The organism is Vibrio sp. LB10LO1 (assembly GCF_010092875.1).
GTDB classification, from domain to species: Bacteria; Pseudomonadota; Gammaproteobacteria; order Enterobacterales; family Vibrionaceae; genus Vibrio; species Vibrio campbellii.
In genome coordinates, this window is record NZ_JAADJW010000006.1 from 109239 (window position 1) to 129205 (window position 19967).

Sequence of the window (19967 nt, forward strand, 5' to 3'; positions counted from 1 at the left end):
TCGCCTTCTCTCGTTTCGCTGTATCTTTTTAAACTAACAATATCCCGTGTTAACCACAAGGCAGTTAGATGCAGGTTAAGAAAACTCTTTAACCACACGTTCCAGAATCGGCACATTCGCCTCAGGAAAGGCGTACTCAGGCAATGCTGCAATATCCACCCAACAACCTTCTTGGCCTTCGCGACCATAAGGTTGGTTATCGAATTGAGATACTGTCATAAAATCAAACTTCAGGGACTTATCAGGATAATCGTATTCCAAGTGTTCAAACAAAGCTTGCTCAGTCACCGTAATGCCAATCTCTTCCTCAAGCTCACGAACCATCGCTTGTTCAACCGTTTCGCCTTGTTCAACTTTACCACCAGGGAACTCCCAAAAACCGCCCTTGTGTTTGTCGCTTGGACGTTTGGTGATGAAGATTTGCGATTTGTCTTGGTTAAAGATGATCGCCGCAACAATGTGAATTCTTTTCATTAGATTCGTTCCTAGATCTATCAATACAAAAAGAGCCGCCTAAGCGACTCTTTATTTATGTTTTCAGACTGTATTAGTCGATTTTACCGTGGCACTGTTTGTACTTTTTGCCACTGCCACATGGACAAGGCTCATTACGGCCCACTTTGCGTTCTTCACGAACCATTGGTTGGTGAGCGCCTTCTTCAGACTCTTCGCCTTCAGACAATGGGTTTTGTGCTGCCGCGTGTTGAGCTTGTGCACGACGTGCCGCTTCTTCAGCTTGCGCGCGACGTTGCTCTTCCATACGTTCAACTTCTTCTTGCTGTTGAACACGAACACGAGATAGAACAGTAATTACGTCTGTTTTCAGCGCTTCTAGTAGACCTTCAAACAGTTCAAACGACTCACGCTTGTACTCTTGTTTCGGGTTCTTCTGCGCGTAACCACGTAGGTGAATACCTTGACGTAGGTGATCCATCGCCGCTAGGTGCTCTTTCCATAGCGTATCTAGCGTTTGAAGCATTACTGATTTTTCGAAGTTACGTAGCACTTGTGCGCCAACCACTTCTTCTTTCGCTTTGTAAACTTCAACCGCTAGGTTAGTGATCTTCTCACGTAGCGCTTCTTCGTATAGCTTGTCGTCTTCTTCAAGCCATTGCTTGATTGGCGCGTCTAGATCGAAGTCTGCCTTCAAGCGCTCTTGTAGACCTTCCACATCCCACATGTCTTCTAGAGATTGTGGTGGAATGTATTCGTCGATGATCGCAGTGATTACATCTTCACGGTTTTGCTCGATCATATCGCTAATGTCGTCAACGCTCATTAGCTCATCACGCAATTCGTAAACCACTTTACGTTGATCGTTCGCTACGTCATCGTATTCAAGAAGCTGTTTACGGATATCGAAGTTACGGCCTTCCACTTTACGCTGTGCTTTTTCAATTGAACGAGACAGCATCTTAGATTCGATTGCTTCACCTTCTTCCATACCACTTTGGATAAGGCTAGCCATACGGTCTGAAGTGAAGATACGCAATAGTGAATCTTCCATCGATAGGTAGAAACGAGATGAACCCGCATCACCTTGACGACCAGAACGACCACGTAGCTGGTTATCGATACGACGAGATTCGTGACGCTCAGTACCGATGATGTGTAGACCACCAGACTCTAGTACTTGATCATGAACTTGTTTCCACTCAGCTTTAATCGCGTCGATCTGTTCTTTAGTCGGATCTTGCAGTGCTTCCACTTTCGCTTGCCAGCTACCACCCAACACGATATCGGTACCACGACCTGCCATGTTCGTTGCGATAGTTACTGCACCAGGTGTACCAGCTTCTGCAACAATCTCAGCTTCACGTTCGTGGAATTTCGCGTTCAGTACGTTGTGCTTAATCTTCGCTTTCTTAAGTGCGTTCGATAGCAGTTCTGATTTCTCGATAGAAACCGTACCTACTAGAGATGGTTGACCTTTCTCTACGCGCTCTTTGATGTCTTCGATGATTGCAGCAAACTTCTCTGCTTCAGTACGGTAAACCACGTCTGGCATATCGTTACGGATCATTGGCTTGTTAGTTGGGATAACAACCGTTTCAAGACCGTAAATCGATTGGAATTCGAATGCTTCTGTATCCGCTGTACCTGTCATGCCTGACAGTTTTTCGTATAGACGGAAGTAGTTCTGGAAAGTAATCGAAGCCAGCGTTTGGTTTTCGTTTTGAATCTTAACGCCTTCTTTTGCTTCAACCGCTTGGTGAAGACCTTCAGACCAACGACGACCCGGCATTGTACGACCCGTGTGCTCATCAACGATTACAACTTCACCGTCTTCGTTAACGATGTAATCTACATTGCGTTCGAACAACACGTGTGCGCGAAGCGCTGCGTTTACGTGGTGCAGTAGGCTGATGTTCGTTGGAGAGTAAAGCGTATCACCCTCTTCCATCAGACCGTTTTTCACCATCAATTCTTCAACGAATTCTTGGCCCGTTTCTGTTAGGTGAACCTGTTTAGATTTCTCATCTACTGTGTAGTGACCGTCACCGCGGTATTCTTCAGAATCTTCTTTATCTTGCTTTTGAAGCTGTGGAATAAGCAGGTTGATACGAGTGTATAGATCAGAGCTGTCTTCTGCAGGACCTGAAATGATCAAAGGAGTACGAGCTTCATCGATAAGGATTGAGTCCACCTCATCGACTACAGCGAAGAAACGCTCACGTTGAACACGGTCTTCATTGCGGAAAGCCATGTTGTCACGTAGGTAGTCAAAACCAAATTCGTTGTTTGTACCGTATAGGATGTCAGCTTGGTAAGCTTCTTTCTTCGCTTGAGGAGGCATGTTTGGCACGTTTACGCCAACAGTCATACCTAAGAATTCAAATAGTGGACGGTTAGTCTCAGCATCACGCGTTGCTAGGTAGTCGTTCACTGTGACTACGTGTACACCTTTACCTGGAAGTGCGTTTAGGTAAGCAGGAAGGGTTGCAGTTAAAGTTTTACCTTCACCAGTACGCATTTCCGCAATTTGACCGCCGTTCAGTACCATACCACCGATAAGCTGAACGTCGAAGTGACGCATGCCGTAAACACGTTTAGATGCTTCACGAACCGTAGCAAAAGCTTCTGGAAGTAGCTTATCAAGAGTTTCGCCTTGCTCTAGGCGCTCACGGAACTCAACTGTCTTCGCTTTTAGCTCTTCATCAGAAAGTGCTTCGAACGTTGGTTCGTAGTTATTAATCTCTTTTACAATTTTTCTAAGGCGGCGCAGTGTTCGGTCGTTGCGACTGCCAATTACTTTTGTCAGTAGCTTAGTTATCATTTTTCGTGGATCTCTCTTTAATCAGACCGTTCCCGATCTACTCGTAATGCCTTCAGTCTCTGCCAGTTTGGAACTAAGAATACTGAGATAAATCATTTATCAAAGATATTGAGTTCAAACATCCATATTTCAAGGCTAAATTTTGAATCAATGTGGCTTAGTGTAAGGATTTTTCATCGATACAACCATAAATAGACGTATTTGTTTGAAGCACTCGTAAGTTTTTAGACAAACTGATGGAGGATTAGCCAGTATTACACAAGCCTCACGGCGTAAAGTCAGCATTTTCAAAACAATCCGCTTTTACTTGCTAAACCCAAATCGTCTGGTGAAGTTGAAGATTAAGGCCATAATGTAAACTATACCTAAGCAGAAAGCTGCTCTAGAATACCCATATCTCAACAAAATTAGATTTTACCTATGCGTGATCATCGCCCTACCTCAACAGACGACCTTATTGCTGAATCTCAGTTTAAGCAGATTCAAGAGCACGCAGGGGAAATCTTGCAGCTGAATCAGGCATTGCAGGAGATCTTGCCAAAAGGAACGGCCGATCATTGCCGTGTGGCGAACGTTCGCAGCGGTCATTTATTAATTGATGTATCAAGTGCTGCGATCAAAATGAAGATCGATTACGATCGCCTAATGATCCTCAATAAACTGAGAACTCAGGGCTACGCAAAATTAATGAGTGTGGAGGTAAGAATCAACCCTTCCCTTTACCGTAATCGGTTCGAACAAGAGAACAAACCAAAGCGTCCACCATTAACCGAATCCGCGGCAAACTCACTGTTGATCATTGCTGATATGGCGCCACCGAAGATCCAAGAACGTTTGAAGCGCCTTGCCGATATGGCAGAGAAGAAAAGCGAAAAATAGCAACGAAACTTCAGATACTAAAAAGCCAGGCATTGCCTGGCTTTTTTAATTTGTTTGCGTTTGCGTATTTTACGCTAGAACCATATTTGGTTGTGCAAATGCGACTGGTGAACCTTCTTCTTCTTCGAATGTTGTCCATTCCCATGCTTCTTGATCAGCAAGAACAGCACGTAGAAGTTGGTTGTTTAGACCATGACCTGATTTGAACGCACGGAATTCACCGATAATTGCATGACCACACATGTAAAGGTCACCAATCGCGTCCAATACTTTGTGAGTAACAAACTCGTTATCAAAGCGTAGGCCTTCTTCGTTAAGAATGCGGTAATCATCCAGTACGATTGCGTTATCAAAGCTACCACCAAGAACTAGGTTCTGAGATTGTAGATATTCGATATCACGCATGAAACCAAATGTACGTGCACGAGAAATCTCGCGAACGAAACCTTGAGATGAGAAATCAAACAGAAGACGTTGCTCGTCTGATTCGATCGCAGGGTGGTTAAATTCAATTTCAAAGTCCATACGGAAGCCGTTAAATGGAACAAATTCTGCCCACTTATCGCCATCTTCAAAACGAACTGGTTTCTTAATACGGATAAAACGCTTAGGCGCATTTTGCGTTTCGATACCTGCTTGTTGTAGCAAGTATACGAATGGGCTAGCGCTACCATCCATGATTGGAATTTCAGGTGCGTCAACTTCAACAATAATGTTGTCGATGCCCATACCAGCAAGTGCCGCGTTCAAGTGTTCAACAGTTGAAATACGCACGCCTTCATCGTTCACTAGTGCTGTACATAGCATAGTGTCACGAACAGACGCTGGATCAGCTGGAAAATCTACAGGTGGGTTTACATCTGTACGACGGTAAATGATACCTGTATTAGCAGCAGCTGGGCGCAGAGTAAGTGTGACTTTACGACCAGAGTGGAGACCCACACCAGTTGTTTTCACTATTTCTTTCAGAGTACGTTGTCTGATCATCTGCTTGCCTCTCTAAAATATGCTACAAAACACGGCCGTCTGTAACGTCGACCGTGAATGCTACCATAATTTTGAGCTATGTCAAATTTACGGGTTAAAGATTAATCAGCCTGACGACGCAAAAATGCCGGAATATCTAAATAACCGCTTTCTTTCTCTTGCTTTGGTGCTGCTGAGCTTTGGCCCGCAGATGAAGCTGGAGAAGAAGAAACTGTGTTTGTCGGCTGAGGAGTTACCTGTGGCTTCTCTTGCACTGGAGTAGTCTGCAAAGTTTGTGCCGGTTTCTCTTCAGCTTGTGGCGCTACAGCTTGCTGTTGTGGTTGAGCTTGCGGTGCAGCCGTCGGAGCTACTTTCGCTTTGCCACCAGCAACTAGCGTAATGTCTGGTTTTTTCTCGTTGCCGATACCTGTCGCAACAACTGTTACGCGGATTTCGTCCGTCATATCTGGGTCTAGAGAAGTACCGATAACCACTGTCGCATTGTCCGAAGCAAATGCTTTCACTGTGTTACCTACAGTCTCAAACTCATCAAGACGCATGTCCAGACCAGCAGTGATGTTAACAAGAACACCACGAGCACCCGCTAGATCGATGTCTTCTAGAAGTGGGCTAGAGATAGCCATCTCTGCTGCTTCTTCTGCACGATCTTCGCCTTTCGCGATGCCGCTACCCATCATTGCGTGACCCATTTCAGACATCACAGTGCGTACGTCTGCAAAGTCGACGTTGATCATGCCAGGACGAGTGATTAGCTCTGCAATACCTTGAACTGCGTTCTTAAGAACGTCGTTCGCGCTTGCAAACGCTTCTAGCAGCGTTACACCACGGCCAAGTACTTTAAGTAGCTTTTCGTTTGGAATCGTGATCAAAGAGTCAACGTGCTTAGAAAGCTCATCGATACCTTGCTCTGCAAATGCCAAACGCTTTTTGCCTTCAAAGCTGAACGGTTTTGTTACTACCGCAACGGTAAGAATACCCAGCTCTTTTGCTACTTCAGCGATAACAGGTGCTGCACCAGTACCAGTACCACCGCCCATACCAGCTGCGATAAACACCATATCGGCACCAGTTAGGGAATCTTTAAGTCTATCTCTGTCTTCGAGAGCTGCCTCACGGCCAACCTGTGGATTCGCACCTGCACCCAGACCTTTAGTGATATCACCACCAATCTGAATGACATTGCCAACGCTTGTCTTACGAAGTGCTTGCGCATCAGTGTTGACGCTGATGAATTCCACACCTTCGATGGATTCACGCACCATGTGTTCAACAGCGTTACCACCGCCGCCACCAACCCCAACGACCTTGATTACTGCATCGTCAGACATTTCCATCATCGGTTCAAACATGTGTTGTCTCCGTTTATCCTGCAACTCAGGTTAAAACTCTTTTTGTATCCAATTACGCAATTTACCGAAAAAGCCAGTAACAGATGAGCGCTTAGGTTCATTATAATCGCTATCGTCGCTAGACTGCATGTCTCTTGCGTAATGAAGTAATCCAACTGCCGTAGAATGGTACGGCTCTTTTACATAGTCAGTTAATCCGCTGACTTCGAGCGGTTTGCCGACCCTTACTTGGTTGCGGAATACGCGTTCCGCACATTCTACCACTCCCTCGATTTGCGCTGCACCGCCGGTAAGAACTACACCCGCGGCGAGATGGTGCTTAATGCCCTCTTCGCGCAATTTCGCTTGTACAGAGTCGATAGTTTGGTTAACCAGTCCCATAAGCTCAGAGTAGCGTGGTTCAATCACTTCTGACAAAGTCTGACGCTGCAGACTACGTGAAGGTCGACCACCTACGCTTGGAACGTTAACCGTGTCATCCTTACTGACCAGTTCACTCAAGGCACAACCATATTTGACCTTTATTTCTTCAGCATCGCTCACAGGCGTACCAAAAGCAAAGGCAATATCGCTAGTTACAGCATTTCCTGCGTAAGAAAACACCTCTGTGTGACGTAACGCACCACCAGTCCAGATAGAAACATCCATCGTGCCAGCGCCAATATCGACCACACAAACCCCAAGCTCTCTTTCATCCTCGGTAATTACCGCGTTACTCGCAGCAAGCCCAGAAAAAACAAGTTGCTCTACTTTAAGGCCGCAGCGTTCTACCGCCTTAATAATATTGCGTGCCATATCATTATGGCATGAGATCAAATGGACACTCACTTCCATTCTCACTCCAGATAAACCAAGCGGATTTTTGATACCCTCTTGGTAGTCGATGGTGAACTCTTGCGGAATCACGTGAAGGATTCGTTGTTCATCACCGATTTTAATCGATTTTGCGGTATGGATAGCGCGATCCATATCTTCTTGAGAAACTTCCTCGTCCGATATAGTGCCCATGCCTTTTTCAATTCGGCTTGCGATATGCTTACCAGACAACGAAATAAATACTCGGCTGATTTGGCATTCCGCCATTAACTCAGCTTGATCAATTGCGCGTTGTACTGATTTTACAACCGACTCCAAATCATTCACGCCGCCTTTATCCATGCCACGTGAAGGGCTACTACCCGAACCAATAATATTTATTTGGCCATCCGGTAGAATCTCACCCACTAGAGCTGATACGGTTGCAGTGCCTATATCAAGACCAACAATAATGTTGTCATCAGCGGCCTTAGTCATTCGTACTCTCTTGTTCTAACTCATGTTCAGGAAACCAACCAACCGCGGCTCCCGTATCGTACCTAAGATCGATATAACTGATTCTTTGTGTGTCACTGCCAAGCTTGTTGTAGAGCAAGAAGAAACGCTCTATTCGCTCATCCAGAGACTCTTTACCGAGCTCTAGTCGAATACCGTTATCAAGGATGATTTGCCAAGCTCGTCGCTCGTTTAATACAAGAGACGATATAGCAAGACCCAGTGTTTGGAACTTAGGTCGGAGTTCGCGATAGGTTTGCAAGACTTCCGGCCCGGTTTCATTGGGTCCATATAACTTAACTTTCTCTTCCTTTAGCAGGCCGACATCGCCTCCAAATACCAAGCCATTATTATCTAATAACTCGTTGCCATTCCAGATGGCGACTGGGCGATGTTCTGTCAAAAATACTTTTACTGTGTCAGGCCATTGTTTGCGGATCGCGGCATGCGCAACCCAAGGAATGGCTTCAACACTATGTTGCAACACATCAATGTCTTGTGACATGAAGGTGCCAATATGATCAATCTGGCTAAACGCAGCTTGAACATCGTCTGCAGTGACATACTCCAGTTTTCCCTGAAGTACTATTTTGGAGAGAGGTAACCTTTGGTCATCCCACATCCAACTGATCGCTGAGTACAAAACAGAACTAATTAAGGTCACCACAACAACGAAAAATAGCGCACCTAAGATTTTATCTTGGCGACCACGGTTATTGTCCGTGTTAAGTCGCTCTTCATTAAGTGCAATATTCAACAACGTCTTCGTTTCCTGACTTTTGTCCTGTACTTTTCACCGTGTTAGCACACATTGGCAAAAGCATTGACTTTAACCTTGGGATTATACTGAGCTCTTGTAAACTATCAAACACTGATAGCGATAAATCACAACGTTCTTGACGCAAAATCGAGATCTAGGTCTTTCTCTGTACCTTGCGTCAACCTTGGTCGCTAACAGAGCATCTTGCTAATGTTCAATTCAAGTGCTGCTAATTGCTTCGCCACTTTACCAACATCACCCGCGCCTTGAGTCAAAATCAGGTCGCCGTCTTGTATAACGTTAGCCAAAACTGAAGGTAATTGCTCGATTTCTGGGACAAAAATTGGATCTACCTTCCCACGACTGCGAATGGTACGGCACAATGCTCGACCATCTGCACCTGCTATTGGCTTTTCACCTGCGGCGTATACATCCAACATGATTAGCACATCAACTTGTTCAAGTACGTTTGCAAAATCATCGTATAAATCACGAGTTCGGCTGTAACGGTGCGGTTGGAAAATCATCACCAAGCGCTTATCTTGCCAACCACTTCGCGCGGCATGGATCGTTACGTCCACTTCTGTTGGGTGGTGACCGTAATCGTCGACAAGCATGGCATGGCCGTTGCCCGTATCAAACTCACCCAAATGGTCAAAACGACGACCTGTACCTTGAGTACCTGCCATTGCTTTTAAAATCGCTTCATCGCTAATGTCATCTTCTGTGGCAACCGCAATTGCTGCTGATGCGTTCAAGGCATTATGGCGGCCAGGAATATTTAGTGTGATATCAAGATTCGCACGACCTTCGCGTACTACGGTGAATTTGCCTTGCTGACCTTCTTGGTGATAATCCTCGATACGAACATCCGCATCTTCAGAGAAACCATAAGTGATCACTTGACGGCTAATTCGAGGAATCAATTCACGAATCACAGGATCGTCGATACATACAATTGCTTGGCCGTAAAACGGTAGGTTGTGAAGGAAGTCAATGAAGGTTTGCTTCAAGGTTTCGAAGTCACCACCGTATGTATCCATGTGGTCAGCTTCGATGTTCGTTACGATGCTCACCATAGGTTGCAAATGCAAGAATGAAGCGTCACTTTCGTCTGCTTCAGCAATCAAGATTCGGCTAGAGCCCAAGCGTGCGTTCGTACCCGCGCTCTTAACCAAACCACCGTTAACAAAGGTTGGATCCAAGCCCGCTTCAGAATAGATTTGCGTCACAAGCGCCGTGGTCGTTGTTTTGCCGTGCGTACCCGCAACAGCAATCCCATGACGGAAGCGCATCAATTCAGCCAACATCTCTGCGCGGCGTACGATAGGAATACGCAACTCACGCGCTGCCATCACTTCTGGGTTTTCTTCGTTAATCGCCGTTGAAACCACAACAACACTGGCTTTTTCTACATTGCTCGCTTGGTGGCCGATAAATACGGTTGCACCCTTTGATACTAAACGCTCTGTCACTGGGTTCTCTGATAGATCAGAACCTGTGATTTGGTAGCCTTCGTTCAATAGCACTTCTGCAATGCCGCTCATGCCCGCACCACCAATACCGATGAAGTGGATGGATTTCACGCGGCGCATCTCTGGCACCATTGCGCGAATCTGAGCTAAGTCTTGTGTATGTTGGATTGTCATCAATTCTATTCTCAATAATTCGGTTAACGCTTTTCGGTCAAAGCGACAATGGCTTGTGCGACAACTCGGTCAGCATTCAATTTTGCAGCGCCACGCGCTTGCTCAGCCATTGTAAGTAAAGCTTGTCGATCCAATTGTTGGATCTGCTGAGTCAATGACTCAACGGTTAAATCTGGTTGTTCAATCATTTTCGCCGCACCGCAATCCACTAAGTGGTCTGCATTCAGTGCTTGCTGACGGTCTTTGTGCATAAACGGAACAAAAATAGCCCCCACACCTGCCGCCGAGACTTCCGAAACGGTTAACGCTCCTGAACGACAAACTAAAAGGTCAGCCCATGCATACGCTTCTGCCACGTCGTCAATGAACTCTGTAACGTCTGCATGCGCAACACCATTTGCTTGGTATGCTGCGTTCACCTCTTCAGCGGAGCCTTTGCCCGCTTGATGACGAATACAGTAATCATCGCCCAATTTTGCCATCACTTCTGGCAGAGTTTGGTTAAGAATGCGTGCGCCTTGGCTGCCGCCCATCACCAAAATACGAATTGGACCTTGACGTTCTTGCATGCGCTCAGTTGGCGCGGCCAATTGAGTCACGTCTTCACGAACGGGGTTGCCAACCACTTCAGCATTTGGAAACGCACCTGGGAAAGCTTGAAATACCTTCTTCGCGATTTTCGATAACCATTGGTTCGTCAGGCCTGCGACTGCATTCTGCTCGTGCAGCACTACAGGAATACCACTCATCCAAGCGGCAATACCACCAGGACCGCTAACATAGCCGCCCATGCCAAGCACTGCGTCTGGCTGCCAGCGTTTCATGTGAGCTCGAGCTTGCATGATGGCATTGATAATTTGAAATGGTGCCGCAAAAAGACGCTTAACGCCTTGACCTCGTAGACCTTTTACTTTGATAAAGTCGATTTCAATGCCATGTTTTGGCACTAGATCGGCTTCCATTCTATCCGCGGTGCCTAACCAACGAATCTCCCAACCTTGTTCTTGTAGCTGCTTCGCTACCGCAAGACCCGGGAACACGTGACCGCCAGTACCACCAGCCATCACCATCAAACGTTTATTTTTCTTCATCGACTTGTTGTTCTGATTCTTTCTGGCCGCGCTTCAAGCGGCATTCGTGATCGATTCGCAGCAAGATAGATACTGCCACGGACATGATAATAAGACTCGAACCACCATAACTGATTAGTGGAAGAGTAAGACCTTTGGTTGGAACGATACCTGCTGCTGCGCCAACGTTAACCAACGTCTGAAAAGCAAACCAAATACCGATGCCAAATGCGAGGTAACCACCAAACATTTCGCCTTCATCAAAAGCGCGCTTACCAATGTAGACCGCTTTTAATACCAAGCTAAAAATCAGCATGAGTACTAATACCACACCAACAAACCCGAGCTCTTCTGCCAATACTGCAAAAACGAAGTCGGTATGCGCTTCTGGTAGGTATTCGAGTTTTTGAATTGAGTTACCGAGGCCTTGACCAAACCACTCACCACGACCAAACGCCATGAGTGATTGTGTGAGCTGATAACCGCTACCGAATGGATCTTCCCAAGGGTCTAAGAATGACGTAACACGGCGAATACGGTACGGCTCAACCAAAATCAAACCAACGACCGCAGCGATACCGGCAATCATCAAAGCTAAGAACTGCGTGAGCTTAGCGCCTGCAATGAACAACATGCCAAACAAGGTCACCAGCATTACGACCACAGTACCTAAGTCGGGCTGACCAAGCAGCAAGACCGCGAAGAAGGCAAACACCATAATCGGCTTCATGAAACCGCCAAAGAAAGTTTGGCGAACTTCGTCTTGCTTACGCACCAGATAACCGGACATGAAGACAAATAGCGAGAGCTTGGCGACTTCGGCAGGCTGCAAGTTGAACAGACCCAGCGGGATCCAACGTGAGGCACCGTTCACCGACTTACCAGCGACTAATACGATGATGAGCAAGCCAAAAGCAAGCCACAGTAGGTAGTGGCTCTTCTTGAACCACTCCTGCAAAGGCACTTGGAGAATAACGGAGGAAACACCAATCGCGAGAACTAGGAAGGTGGCATGACGGAACATGAAGTGAAACGGCTGATCCGTCAAACGTGAGCTGATAGGAAATGATGCTGATGTCACCATCACCAAGCCAGTTAACATCAAACCCAGCGCAATCCAGACAAGTTGACGATCAAAGAGCGCCTCTGGTGCAGGATGCTTAAGCCAAGTGCCAATGCTGCGTTTAACGTTACCTAAACCCACGAAGTGTGTGACCTTTAATTATGCATATTTCTTAGCAAGAGCTGCGAATGCGTCACCTCTTGCCATAAAGTTGTCGAATTGATCAAAGCTAGCACATGCCGGAGACAGCATCACCATATCACCCGTTTTTAACTGCGAAGATATCTGTTGAATCACATCTTCCATGGTGTCGAAACGAGTTGCTGATTCATGCAGTGGCATAAATTCATCACCATCTGCACCAAAGCAGCAAAGTTGTAGGTTCAGTGTTGCGAAGATCGGTTTTAGTGGAGTGAAGTCAGCGCCTTTGCCAACACCACCAACAAGCAAGTACAGCTTGCCTGTCGACTCTAATCCAGAGAGTGCAGCCATAGTGCTTGCAATATTGGTCGCTTTAGAGTCATTCACCCATTTTACGCCACGATTATCCGCAACCACTTGGCATCGATGTGTCAAACCCGTGTAAGTTTTCAGTGCATTCAATGATTTGTGATAGTCCACATCCGCCGCTTTAAGCAGAGCAAGTACCACAAGGGCGTTAGCTAGATTGTGCTTACCAACCAGCTTTAATTCATCACTGGCAATCACACGCTGACCATGATCAAGCAACCAAGTACGGTTACCATCAGCTTCAAGGCCGTAAGCTTGCTCATCACTTCCGAACGTCACCAACGGTGTTTCAGTATCAGGGAAGGTTTCTTGATCATCACGGTTAACTACTGCCAGCTCCGCGTTATCAAAAATGCGCAGTTTAGCTTGTCGGTAGTCCGACATGCCCTCATAGCGATCCATGTGATCTTCGGAAAGGTTCAGAAACGCCGCCGCTTTAAGCTTCAGACTTGAAGTGGTTTCGAGCTGGAAACTGGACAACTCAAGCACATACAAGTCTGCATCTTGCTCTAGCAAATCGAGAGCAGGAACACCGATATTGCCACCAACACCCACTGTTAAGCCTGCAGCCTTCGCCATTACACCCGTTAAGTCAGTAACTGTGCTTTTACCATTAGAACCGGTAATCGCAATAACTGGCTTATCGACTACCCACGCGAAGAGTTCGATATCACCAACAACTGGCGTTCCTTTCGCAAGAACCTCTTGTATCTCTGGTGTCGCTAAGGCAATACCCGGGTTAGTCACCACTAAGTCGGCCTCTGCAAGCCACTCAGTATTCCAACCACCGCTGTGCAGTTCAACTTGCTCTGGTAAGCGCTCAGCTCCCGGAGGAGTCGCACGTGTATCGATGACTTTAACCGTCAGTTGCGGCTGTGTTTTTGTTAGGTGTTTAACGACAGAGAGCCCGGTAATACCGAGCCCTACAACGACGACCTTATGTATGTTTTGCCAACGTTCCATATTTGATCACGCAATTTGTCTTGTTCTTGGAAAGTGCGATTAACGCACTTTCAGTGTCGCTAGACCAATAAGAACAAGAACCATAGAAATAATCCAGAAGCGCACGATTACGCGAGGCTCCGGCCAACCTTTTAATTCGTAGTGGTGGTGAATCGGTGCCATGCGGAAAATACGCTGGCCGCGCAGTTTGTAAGAACCTACCTGAAGAATTACCGATAGCGTTTCCATTACAAACACACCGCCCATGATCACCAGTACCAACTCTTGACGAACCAATACTGCAATTGTGCCAAGCGCACCACCAAGTGCTAGTGAACCCACATCGCCCATGAATACTTGTGCTGGGTAAGTGTTAAACCACAAGAAACCAAGACCTGCACCAACAATTGCCGTACATACCACAACCAATTCAGAAGCATGCGGTAGGTAAGGGATGTGAAGGTATTCAGAGAAGTTAACGTTACCCGTCGCCCATGCGATCACCGCAAAACCAGCCGCAACGAGAACCGTTGGCATGATAGCTAAACCATCTAAACCATCGGTTAGGTTTACCGCGTTACTGGTACCCACGATTACAAAGTAAGTCAGGATAATGTACATCAAACCAAGTTGCGGCATGATGTCTTTGAAAAATGGCACCACAAGCTGAGTTGCTGCAGTATCCTTGCCGTAAGCGTACAGAGCAAAAGCCACCACAAACGCAATTAATGATTGCCAGAAGTATTTCCAACGAGCAATCAGACCGTCAGTGTTCTTGCGCACGACCTTACGATAGTCATCGACAAAACCGATCGCACCATAACCAAGAAGAACGGTCAGTACCGCCCAAACGTACGGGTTCGACAAGTCAGTCCATAACAGGATAGTGATAGAGATAGCAGCCAAAATCATGATACCGCCCATTGTTGGGGTACCACGCTTGCTAAAGTGGGATTCTGGACCTTCGTTACGAACAACCTGACCAATTTGTAGCATCTGTAGACGCTTGATCATAATCGGTCCCATCCAAAGAGACAGACCTAGAGCGGTTAGAACGCTGAGGATTGCTCGAAAAGACAGGTATTCAAACAATCGGAAAAAAGATAGGTATGGCTGTAGCAGCTCGGCAAGCCAAATAATCATTAATAATACTCCTTCAAAGCAGCAGCGACTTCAAACATACGTGCACCGTTCGCGCCTTTCACCAATATCGTGTGGTGTTCAGGAACCGCTTGGTCTAGATGCTGCTTGATGTAGTCAATCATCTCTTGATGTGTCTCGAAATGGATGCCATCGCAAAGCTCGCTAATGACCTTTGCATCCGCACCATACGTGAGAACATGTTCAAATTTTTGTGGGGCAGCATGTTCCCCGACTTGACGGTGAAGTGCAAGACTTTCCTCACCCAACTCCGCCATATTACCTAAAATCAACCAACGTTGACCTTGGAATGCCGCCAGTAAATCGACCGCCGCCTTCATGGCAGGAACACTAGCGTTGTAGCTGTCATCGATAAGCTTGATTTTATCGCTCAGCTCTTCCACTTCAACACGACCTTTCACCTTATTAAGATGTTTTAGCCCCGCTTGAATCTCTTCTAATGTTGCCCCCATTTTCAAGGCAATGATAGAAGCGGCAATTGCGTTAGGCACGTTGTGTTGACCAATAATACCCAGAGACAGTTCAATTTCTTGTGAAGTTGCAGCGATATGTAAGTCAAAGCTTGCCTCACCTGCGGCGCTCATCACGATGTTGGAAGCAAAAAAGTCAGCATCCGCGTTACTTTGTGAAAAAGTAATCACATTCTTATCTGCTAATACTTCATCCCACTTCGCTCCGCCATTGCTATCTAGGTTTACGATCGCAATACCGCCAGCCGCTAGCCCTTGATAGATTTCACCTTTAGCTTGTTTCACGCCATCAATAGACCCGAAACCTTCAAGGTGAGCAGCAGCCACGTTGTTTACCATGGCAATGTCTGGCTTAACCAATTTCGTGGTGTACTCAATTTCACCAATGTGGTTCGCACCCAACTCGATCACCGCGTAGTCATCGTCTTGTTGCGAACGCAGCAAGGTCAATGGCACACCAATGTCGTTGTTGAAGTTGCCCGCAGTAAACAGCACTTTACCTTTCAACTGCAAAATACTGGCAACCATCTCTTTCACCGTGGTTTTACCACAGCTACCTGTAATAGCGACCGTCGGTGTTTGGCATGTTTGGTGAACCCAAGCTGCCACTTGACCCAATGCTACCTTACTATCGCCGACAACGACTTGAGGCACATTCACATTAACGCGTTTTTGTACCAATAGTGCGCCTGCGCCCGACTCTGCTGCTTGTTGGCAGAAGTCGTGAGCATCAAAACGCTCTCCAACCAAAGCAACAAATAGAGCGCCTTGTTCGATAGATCGAGTGTCGGTCGAAACAGATTCAATAGAAAGATCGTTACCAACCAGTTCACCGCCAGTAATGTCGGCAATTTGAGAAAGCGTTACTGTGATCATGATGAAAGCCCCAATAGTGTCATGGCTGACTCGCGGTCAGAGTAATGGATGGTTCCAGAATTTAGAATTTGGTAGTCCTCATGACCTTTACCGGCCAGAAGGATAATGTCTTGCGAAGAAGCATGCTCAAGTGCGTAAGACAGCGCTTTGAAGCGGTCATGTTGCACAATCGCCTCAACTGGTTTGGTTAAACCAGCCAACATGTCTTTCATGATCAACGCTGGATCTTCGCTACGAGGGTTGTCATCGGTAAGTACCACTTTGTCACCCAAACGTTCAGCGATTTCCGCCATCATTGGGCGCTTACCAGCATCGCGATCACCACCGCAGCCGAAGATAGCCCAAAGCTCACCGTGGCAATGTACACGCAATGCTTGCAGCGCTTTTTCTAGCGCGTCAGGCGTGTGAGCGTAATCCACCACTACTTTGGCATTGCCGTCAGCTTGGAACAGTTCCATACGACCAAGGACGGGCTGTAATTGGCCTGCCGTCGCCAGCAAATCTTGCTTGCTAAAGCCGAGACTAAGTAACGTTGTGAATGCCAACATGAGGTTCGCGGCATTGAACTCACCGATAAGTGGTGCATGCAAAGTACCTTCACCAAACTTGCCATCAAACTCAATCGTGATACCAGATTCAGCATAAGCGATGTGGTTTGCATATACGCTTTGAGAAAATTCTGTTGTTGGTTTGAGTGACACGGCAAGCGCGTTGTTCAACTGCTTCGCCCACGCTGCGCCCACAACATCATCGACATTGATAACAGCGTGACCACATTGATGTTCAGTAAACAGGGTTAACTTAGCGTTGGCGTATTCTTCCATCGTGCCATGGTAATCGAGATGATCACGACTCAGGTTAGTAAACACGCCAGCAGCAAAAGACAGCGCTTTAACGCGACCTTGAATCAAACCATGAGAAGACACTTCAAGCGCTGTGTATTGCGCTTTTTGCTCAGCGAGCGAAGACAGTGTTTTTGGGATTTCAACGGCGTTGCCTGTGGTATTCGCAGCTTCTTGTAGATTATCTAGAAAGCCATTCCCTGTGGTACCCATGACCGCTGCTTTTGAACCAACCAAATCAATCCATTGAGCAATCAGTTGAGTGATGGTGGTTTTGCCGTTGGTGCCAGTGACACCAATCAAATCCATCGTTGGGTAGGTATACAAGTGACCTGCAATTTCAGATAGGCACTTATCCAGCGCATCAAGGTAAATCACTGGAACATCATCAACAATCTCAATCGTGCCATGCGCTTTTTGCTCACAAGCTTGAGCAATCACCGCATTCGCACCTTGCTGAATTGCGGTTGGGATAAATTTACGCCCATCCACAACATGGCCAATAATAGCTACAAAGGTTGTTCCAGATTGAACTCGTCGACTGTCGAGTTCCAATTCAGAAACAAGAATGGACGACAAACTCGGGCAATCGACCCAGGTGGAAAGCAGCGTGTCCATACTGATGGCTTTAGTCATATTTATTCTCCGAGCATTAGCTCAGCTTTCTTCATTTTGTTTCTCAGTACGCTTATAAGCCTACTGTTGGAATTTATTTTCGTCAGGGGCAACGTTCAGAATTTGCAGCGCGCCTTTCATGATTTCAGAGAAAACAGGTGAAGCTACCGAACCACCGTAGTAATCATCACCTTGTGGTTCATTAACCACAACCACGAGCGCTAAACGTGGGTCACTCACTGGCGCAACACCAGCCGTGTAGTTGATGTACTCATCACTATAACCACCTGCGCTTGCCTTTCGCGCAGTACCAGTTTTTGCGCCGACTCGGTAACCTGGAACCGCCGCACGACGAGCAGAACCGCCTTTCTGCGTTACCGTTTCAAGCATATCTAAGACGAGACGAGCGTTCTCTTTGCTCACAACTTGGCGTGCCATGTCATTATCGTTACTTTCGATAATATGGATCGGCTCATATTTACCCAAGTTACCTAGCGTCGCATAGGCATGCGCTAGCTGGATTGGGGTAACCGATAAACCATAACCAAACGAGATGGTTGCGCGCTCAATTGGAGACCAGCGAGAGCGGCTTGGGAAGATACCCACCACTTCACCAACCAAGTTAAGACCGGATAATTCACCAAGGCCAACCGAACTGTACAAACCAAGTAGCGCCTCAACAGGCATTCGCATCGCCAGCTTGGTCACACCGATGTTACTCGATTTCTTTAGAATCGTAGTTAGGGTTGCTTTGCCGACTTTTGGCGCATCACGAACACGGCTACCACCAAGCTGCAGAATGCCATTACCCGTATCAACGATCGTGTCTTTATCCGCCACCCCGTTTTCTAAGGCGGCCAAAACAACGAATGGCTTAATGGTTGAGCCCGGCTCTAGTGAGTCAGTAATCACGCGGTTACGCATTTTGTAACTTTGCCAATCACTGCGGTTGTTTGGGTTGTAAGAAGGTGCGTTGACCATCGCCAGTACCGCACCCGTTTTAACGTCTAGGATAACAACGGATCCAGATGTTGCACGGTGATCCGCTACGGCTTGCTTGATCGCTCGATAAGCGACGGCTTGAATGCGTTGGTCGATCGTCAGCTGTAGCGGTTTACCTTCTTGCTTCTCTTCAAGAGCAATGTTCTCTACCACGCGACCATAACGGTCTTTACGGATGGTTTTCTTGCCTGCAGCACCAGTTAACCACTCGTCATAGCTTCGTTCCACACCTTCTAGGCCGTGGCCATCAATGCCAGTTACACCGACTAAGTGAGCACTAACCTCACCAGCAGGATAGTAGCGGCGAGATTCCGACTTCAAACCGACACCAGGTAGTTTGAGCTCACGAATGTAGTTCGCCATTGCCGGGCTAACTTGGCGTTGTAGATAGATAAAGCGGCGCTTTTCGTTTTTCTTAATTTTGTTGATCAGGCCTTGGCGATCTAAGCCAAGTACGTCTGCAAGTGCATACCAACTCTTCGTTTGCTGCAGAGCGCCTTCTTTGAAGATAGTTTTAGGATCAGCCCACACGGCTTCAACAGGAACACTCACCGCAAGCGGTTCGCCATTGCGATCGGAGATAATACCGCGCGCCGAAGGAATGGCTTTAACACGGACAGAGCGAAGGTCACCTTGTTTGATCAGGTTGTCAGGCTCTATAACTTGAATATAGGCCACTCGCCCAACGAGAAGAGCGAAGGCACAGAAGACAAAAAACAGCAGTAACTGAAAACGCCAACGAATCAAAAACGATTCTGGCTCTTCAACCACTTCTGCTTGTTTCGTTTCTTTGGTAGGTTGCGGCTTTGTAGCAGCTACTTTTTTTTCTTTCGCAGCAGACTTGCGCGTATTTCCTTGTTTAGATTTGGCTTTCTTTCCAATCATTTTAGCGTGATAACCACTTCTTTATCGCCATCTGGTCGTTTCATTTCAAGGTCCTTCTTTGCCAAGTCTTGAACGCGACTGTGTTCCGCGAGGGCTGTTTCTTCCAACATTAGGTTGCGCCATTCGCTATCCAATCGCTCTCGCTCAACCAATGTATGATCTTTTTCAGTGATCGCCTGACGCGCATGGTGGGTGGCAAACACCACTCCCATTGCCGTTGCGAAAATCAAAATCATCAGCAACAACGACCAGCGACCGACGGTAATTAAGTCCGTCGCAATCAACTTAGCAAGGTTAGGAGTGGTTTTCGTCATAATAA

The 19967-nt window shown here is 46.8% G+C and carries 16 protein-coding genes; 1 reads left to right on the forward strand and 15 read right to left on the reverse strand.

The annotated features are described in order from the left end of the window. Positions 1-75: 75 nt before the first annotated feature. Both mutT and secA read right to left on the reverse strand, forming a co-directional pair. Entirely contained in the window at positions 76-474 is a 399-nt protein-coding gene (gene mutT, locus GXP65_RS06290; RefSeq protein WP_005425408.1) for an 8-oxo-dGTP diphosphatase MutT, read from the reverse strand. A 73-nt stretch (positions 475-547) separates the two neighbouring features. After that, on the reverse strand, positions 548-3277 hold the full coding sequence (gene secA / locus GXP65_RS06295; protein WP_010646536.1) for a preprotein translocase subunit SecA: 2730 nt from the start codon (positions 3275-3277) through the stop codon (positions 548-550). Positions 3278-3697: 420 nt separating this feature from the next. On the opposite strand from secA, the gene GXP65_RS06300 reads away from it, so the two are divergent. After that, positions 3698-4156, forward strand: a complete 459-nt coding sequence (locus GXP65_RS06300; RefSeq protein ID WP_005528694.1) for a DciA family protein — start codon at positions 3698-3700, stop codon at positions 4154-4156. Positions 4157-4225: 69 nt separating this feature from the next. Here GXP65_RS06300 and lpxC read toward each other — a convergent pair whose 3' ends face one another. The 13 genes from lpxC to ftsL form a co-directional block, all read right to left on the reverse strand. Beyond that, entirely contained in the window at positions 4226-5143 is a 918-nt protein-coding gene (gene lpxC, locus GXP65_RS06305) for a UDP-3-O-acyl-N-acetylglucosamine deacetylase (protein WP_005436150.1), read from the reverse strand. Positions 5144-5244: 101 nt separating this feature from the next. After that, positions 5245-6492: a cell division protein FtsZ gene (gene ftsZ, locus GXP65_RS06310; RefSeq protein ID WP_005528698.1), complete on the reverse strand. Its 1248-nt coding sequence runs from the start codon at positions 6490-6492 to the stop codon at positions 5245-5247. Positions 6493-6522: 30 nt separating this feature from the next. Beyond that, positions 6523-7785 (reverse strand): cell division protein FtsA, encoded by a 1263-nt coding sequence (gene ftsA, locus GXP65_RS06315; RefSeq protein WP_005528700.1) that lies wholly within the window; start codon positions 7783-7785, stop codon positions 6523-6525. After that, entirely contained in the window at positions 7778-8563 is a 786-nt protein-coding gene (locus tag GXP65_RS06320) for a cell division protein FtsQ/DivIB (RefSeq protein ID WP_005528702.1), read from the reverse strand. Before GXP65_RS06320 ends, ftsA begins: the two co-directional genes overlap by 8 nt. Positions 8564-8754: 191 nt before the next feature. Beyond that, positions 8755-10212, reverse strand: coding sequence for a UDP-N-acetylmuramate--L-alanine ligase (murC, locus tag GXP65_RS06325; RefSeq protein ID WP_162092319.1), 1458 nt, complete (start codon positions 10210-10212; stop codon positions 8755-8757). 23 nt (positions 10213-10235) lie between these two features. Beyond that, entirely contained in the window at positions 10236-11303 is a 1068-nt protein-coding gene (murG, locus tag GXP65_RS06330) for an undecaprenyldiphospho-muramoylpentapeptide beta-N-acetylglucosaminyltransferase (RefSeq protein ID WP_162092320.1), read from the reverse strand. Continuing rightward, on the reverse strand, positions 11290-12486 hold the full coding sequence (ftsW, locus tag GXP65_RS06335) for a cell division protein FtsW (RefSeq protein ID WP_038888955.1): 1197 nt from the start codon (positions 12484-12486) through the stop codon (positions 11290-11292). The genes murG and ftsW overlap by 14 nt, the downstream gene beginning before the upstream one ends. A gap of 18 nt (positions 12487-12504) precedes the next feature. Continuing rightward, on the reverse strand, positions 12505-13818 hold the full coding sequence (gene murD, locus GXP65_RS06340) for a UDP-N-acetylmuramoyl-L-alanine--D-glutamate ligase (protein ID WP_162092321.1): 1314 nt from the start codon (positions 13816-13818) through the stop codon (positions 12505-12507). A gap of 39 nt (positions 13819-13857) precedes the next feature. Beyond that, positions 13858-14940, reverse strand: a complete 1083-nt coding sequence (gene mraY, locus GXP65_RS06345; protein WP_005428568.1) for a phospho-N-acetylmuramoyl-pentapeptide-transferase — start codon at positions 14938-14940, stop codon at positions 13858-13860. Continuing rightward, positions 14940-16304, reverse strand: coding sequence for a UDP-N-acetylmuramoyl-tripeptide--D-alanyl-D-alanine ligase (gene murF / locus GXP65_RS06350; protein WP_162092322.1), 1365 nt, complete (start codon positions 16302-16304; stop codon positions 14940-14942). The genes mraY and murF overlap by 1 nt, the downstream gene beginning before the upstream one ends. Further along, on the reverse strand, positions 16301-17782 hold the full coding sequence (murE, locus tag GXP65_RS06355; protein WP_162092323.1) for a UDP-N-acetylmuramoyl-L-alanyl-D-glutamate--2,6-diaminopimelate ligase: 1482 nt from the start codon (positions 17780-17782) through the stop codon (positions 16301-16303). The genes murF and murE overlap by 4 nt, the downstream gene beginning before the upstream one ends. A gap of 60 nt (positions 17783-17842) precedes the next feature. Next, positions 17843-19648 carry a penicillin-binding transpeptidase domain-containing protein gene (locus tag GXP65_RS06360; protein WP_038888951.1) on the reverse strand — a complete coding sequence of 602 codons (1806 nt, stop codon included), beginning with the start codon at positions 19646-19648 and terminating at the stop codon, positions 17843-17845. Then, positions 19645-19962, reverse strand: a complete 318-nt coding sequence (gene ftsL / locus GXP65_RS06365; RefSeq protein WP_005428577.1) for a cell division protein FtsL — start codon at positions 19960-19962, stop codon at positions 19645-19647. Before ftsL ends, GXP65_RS06360 begins: the two co-directional genes overlap by 4 nt. Positions 19963-19967 lie beyond the last annotated feature (5 nt).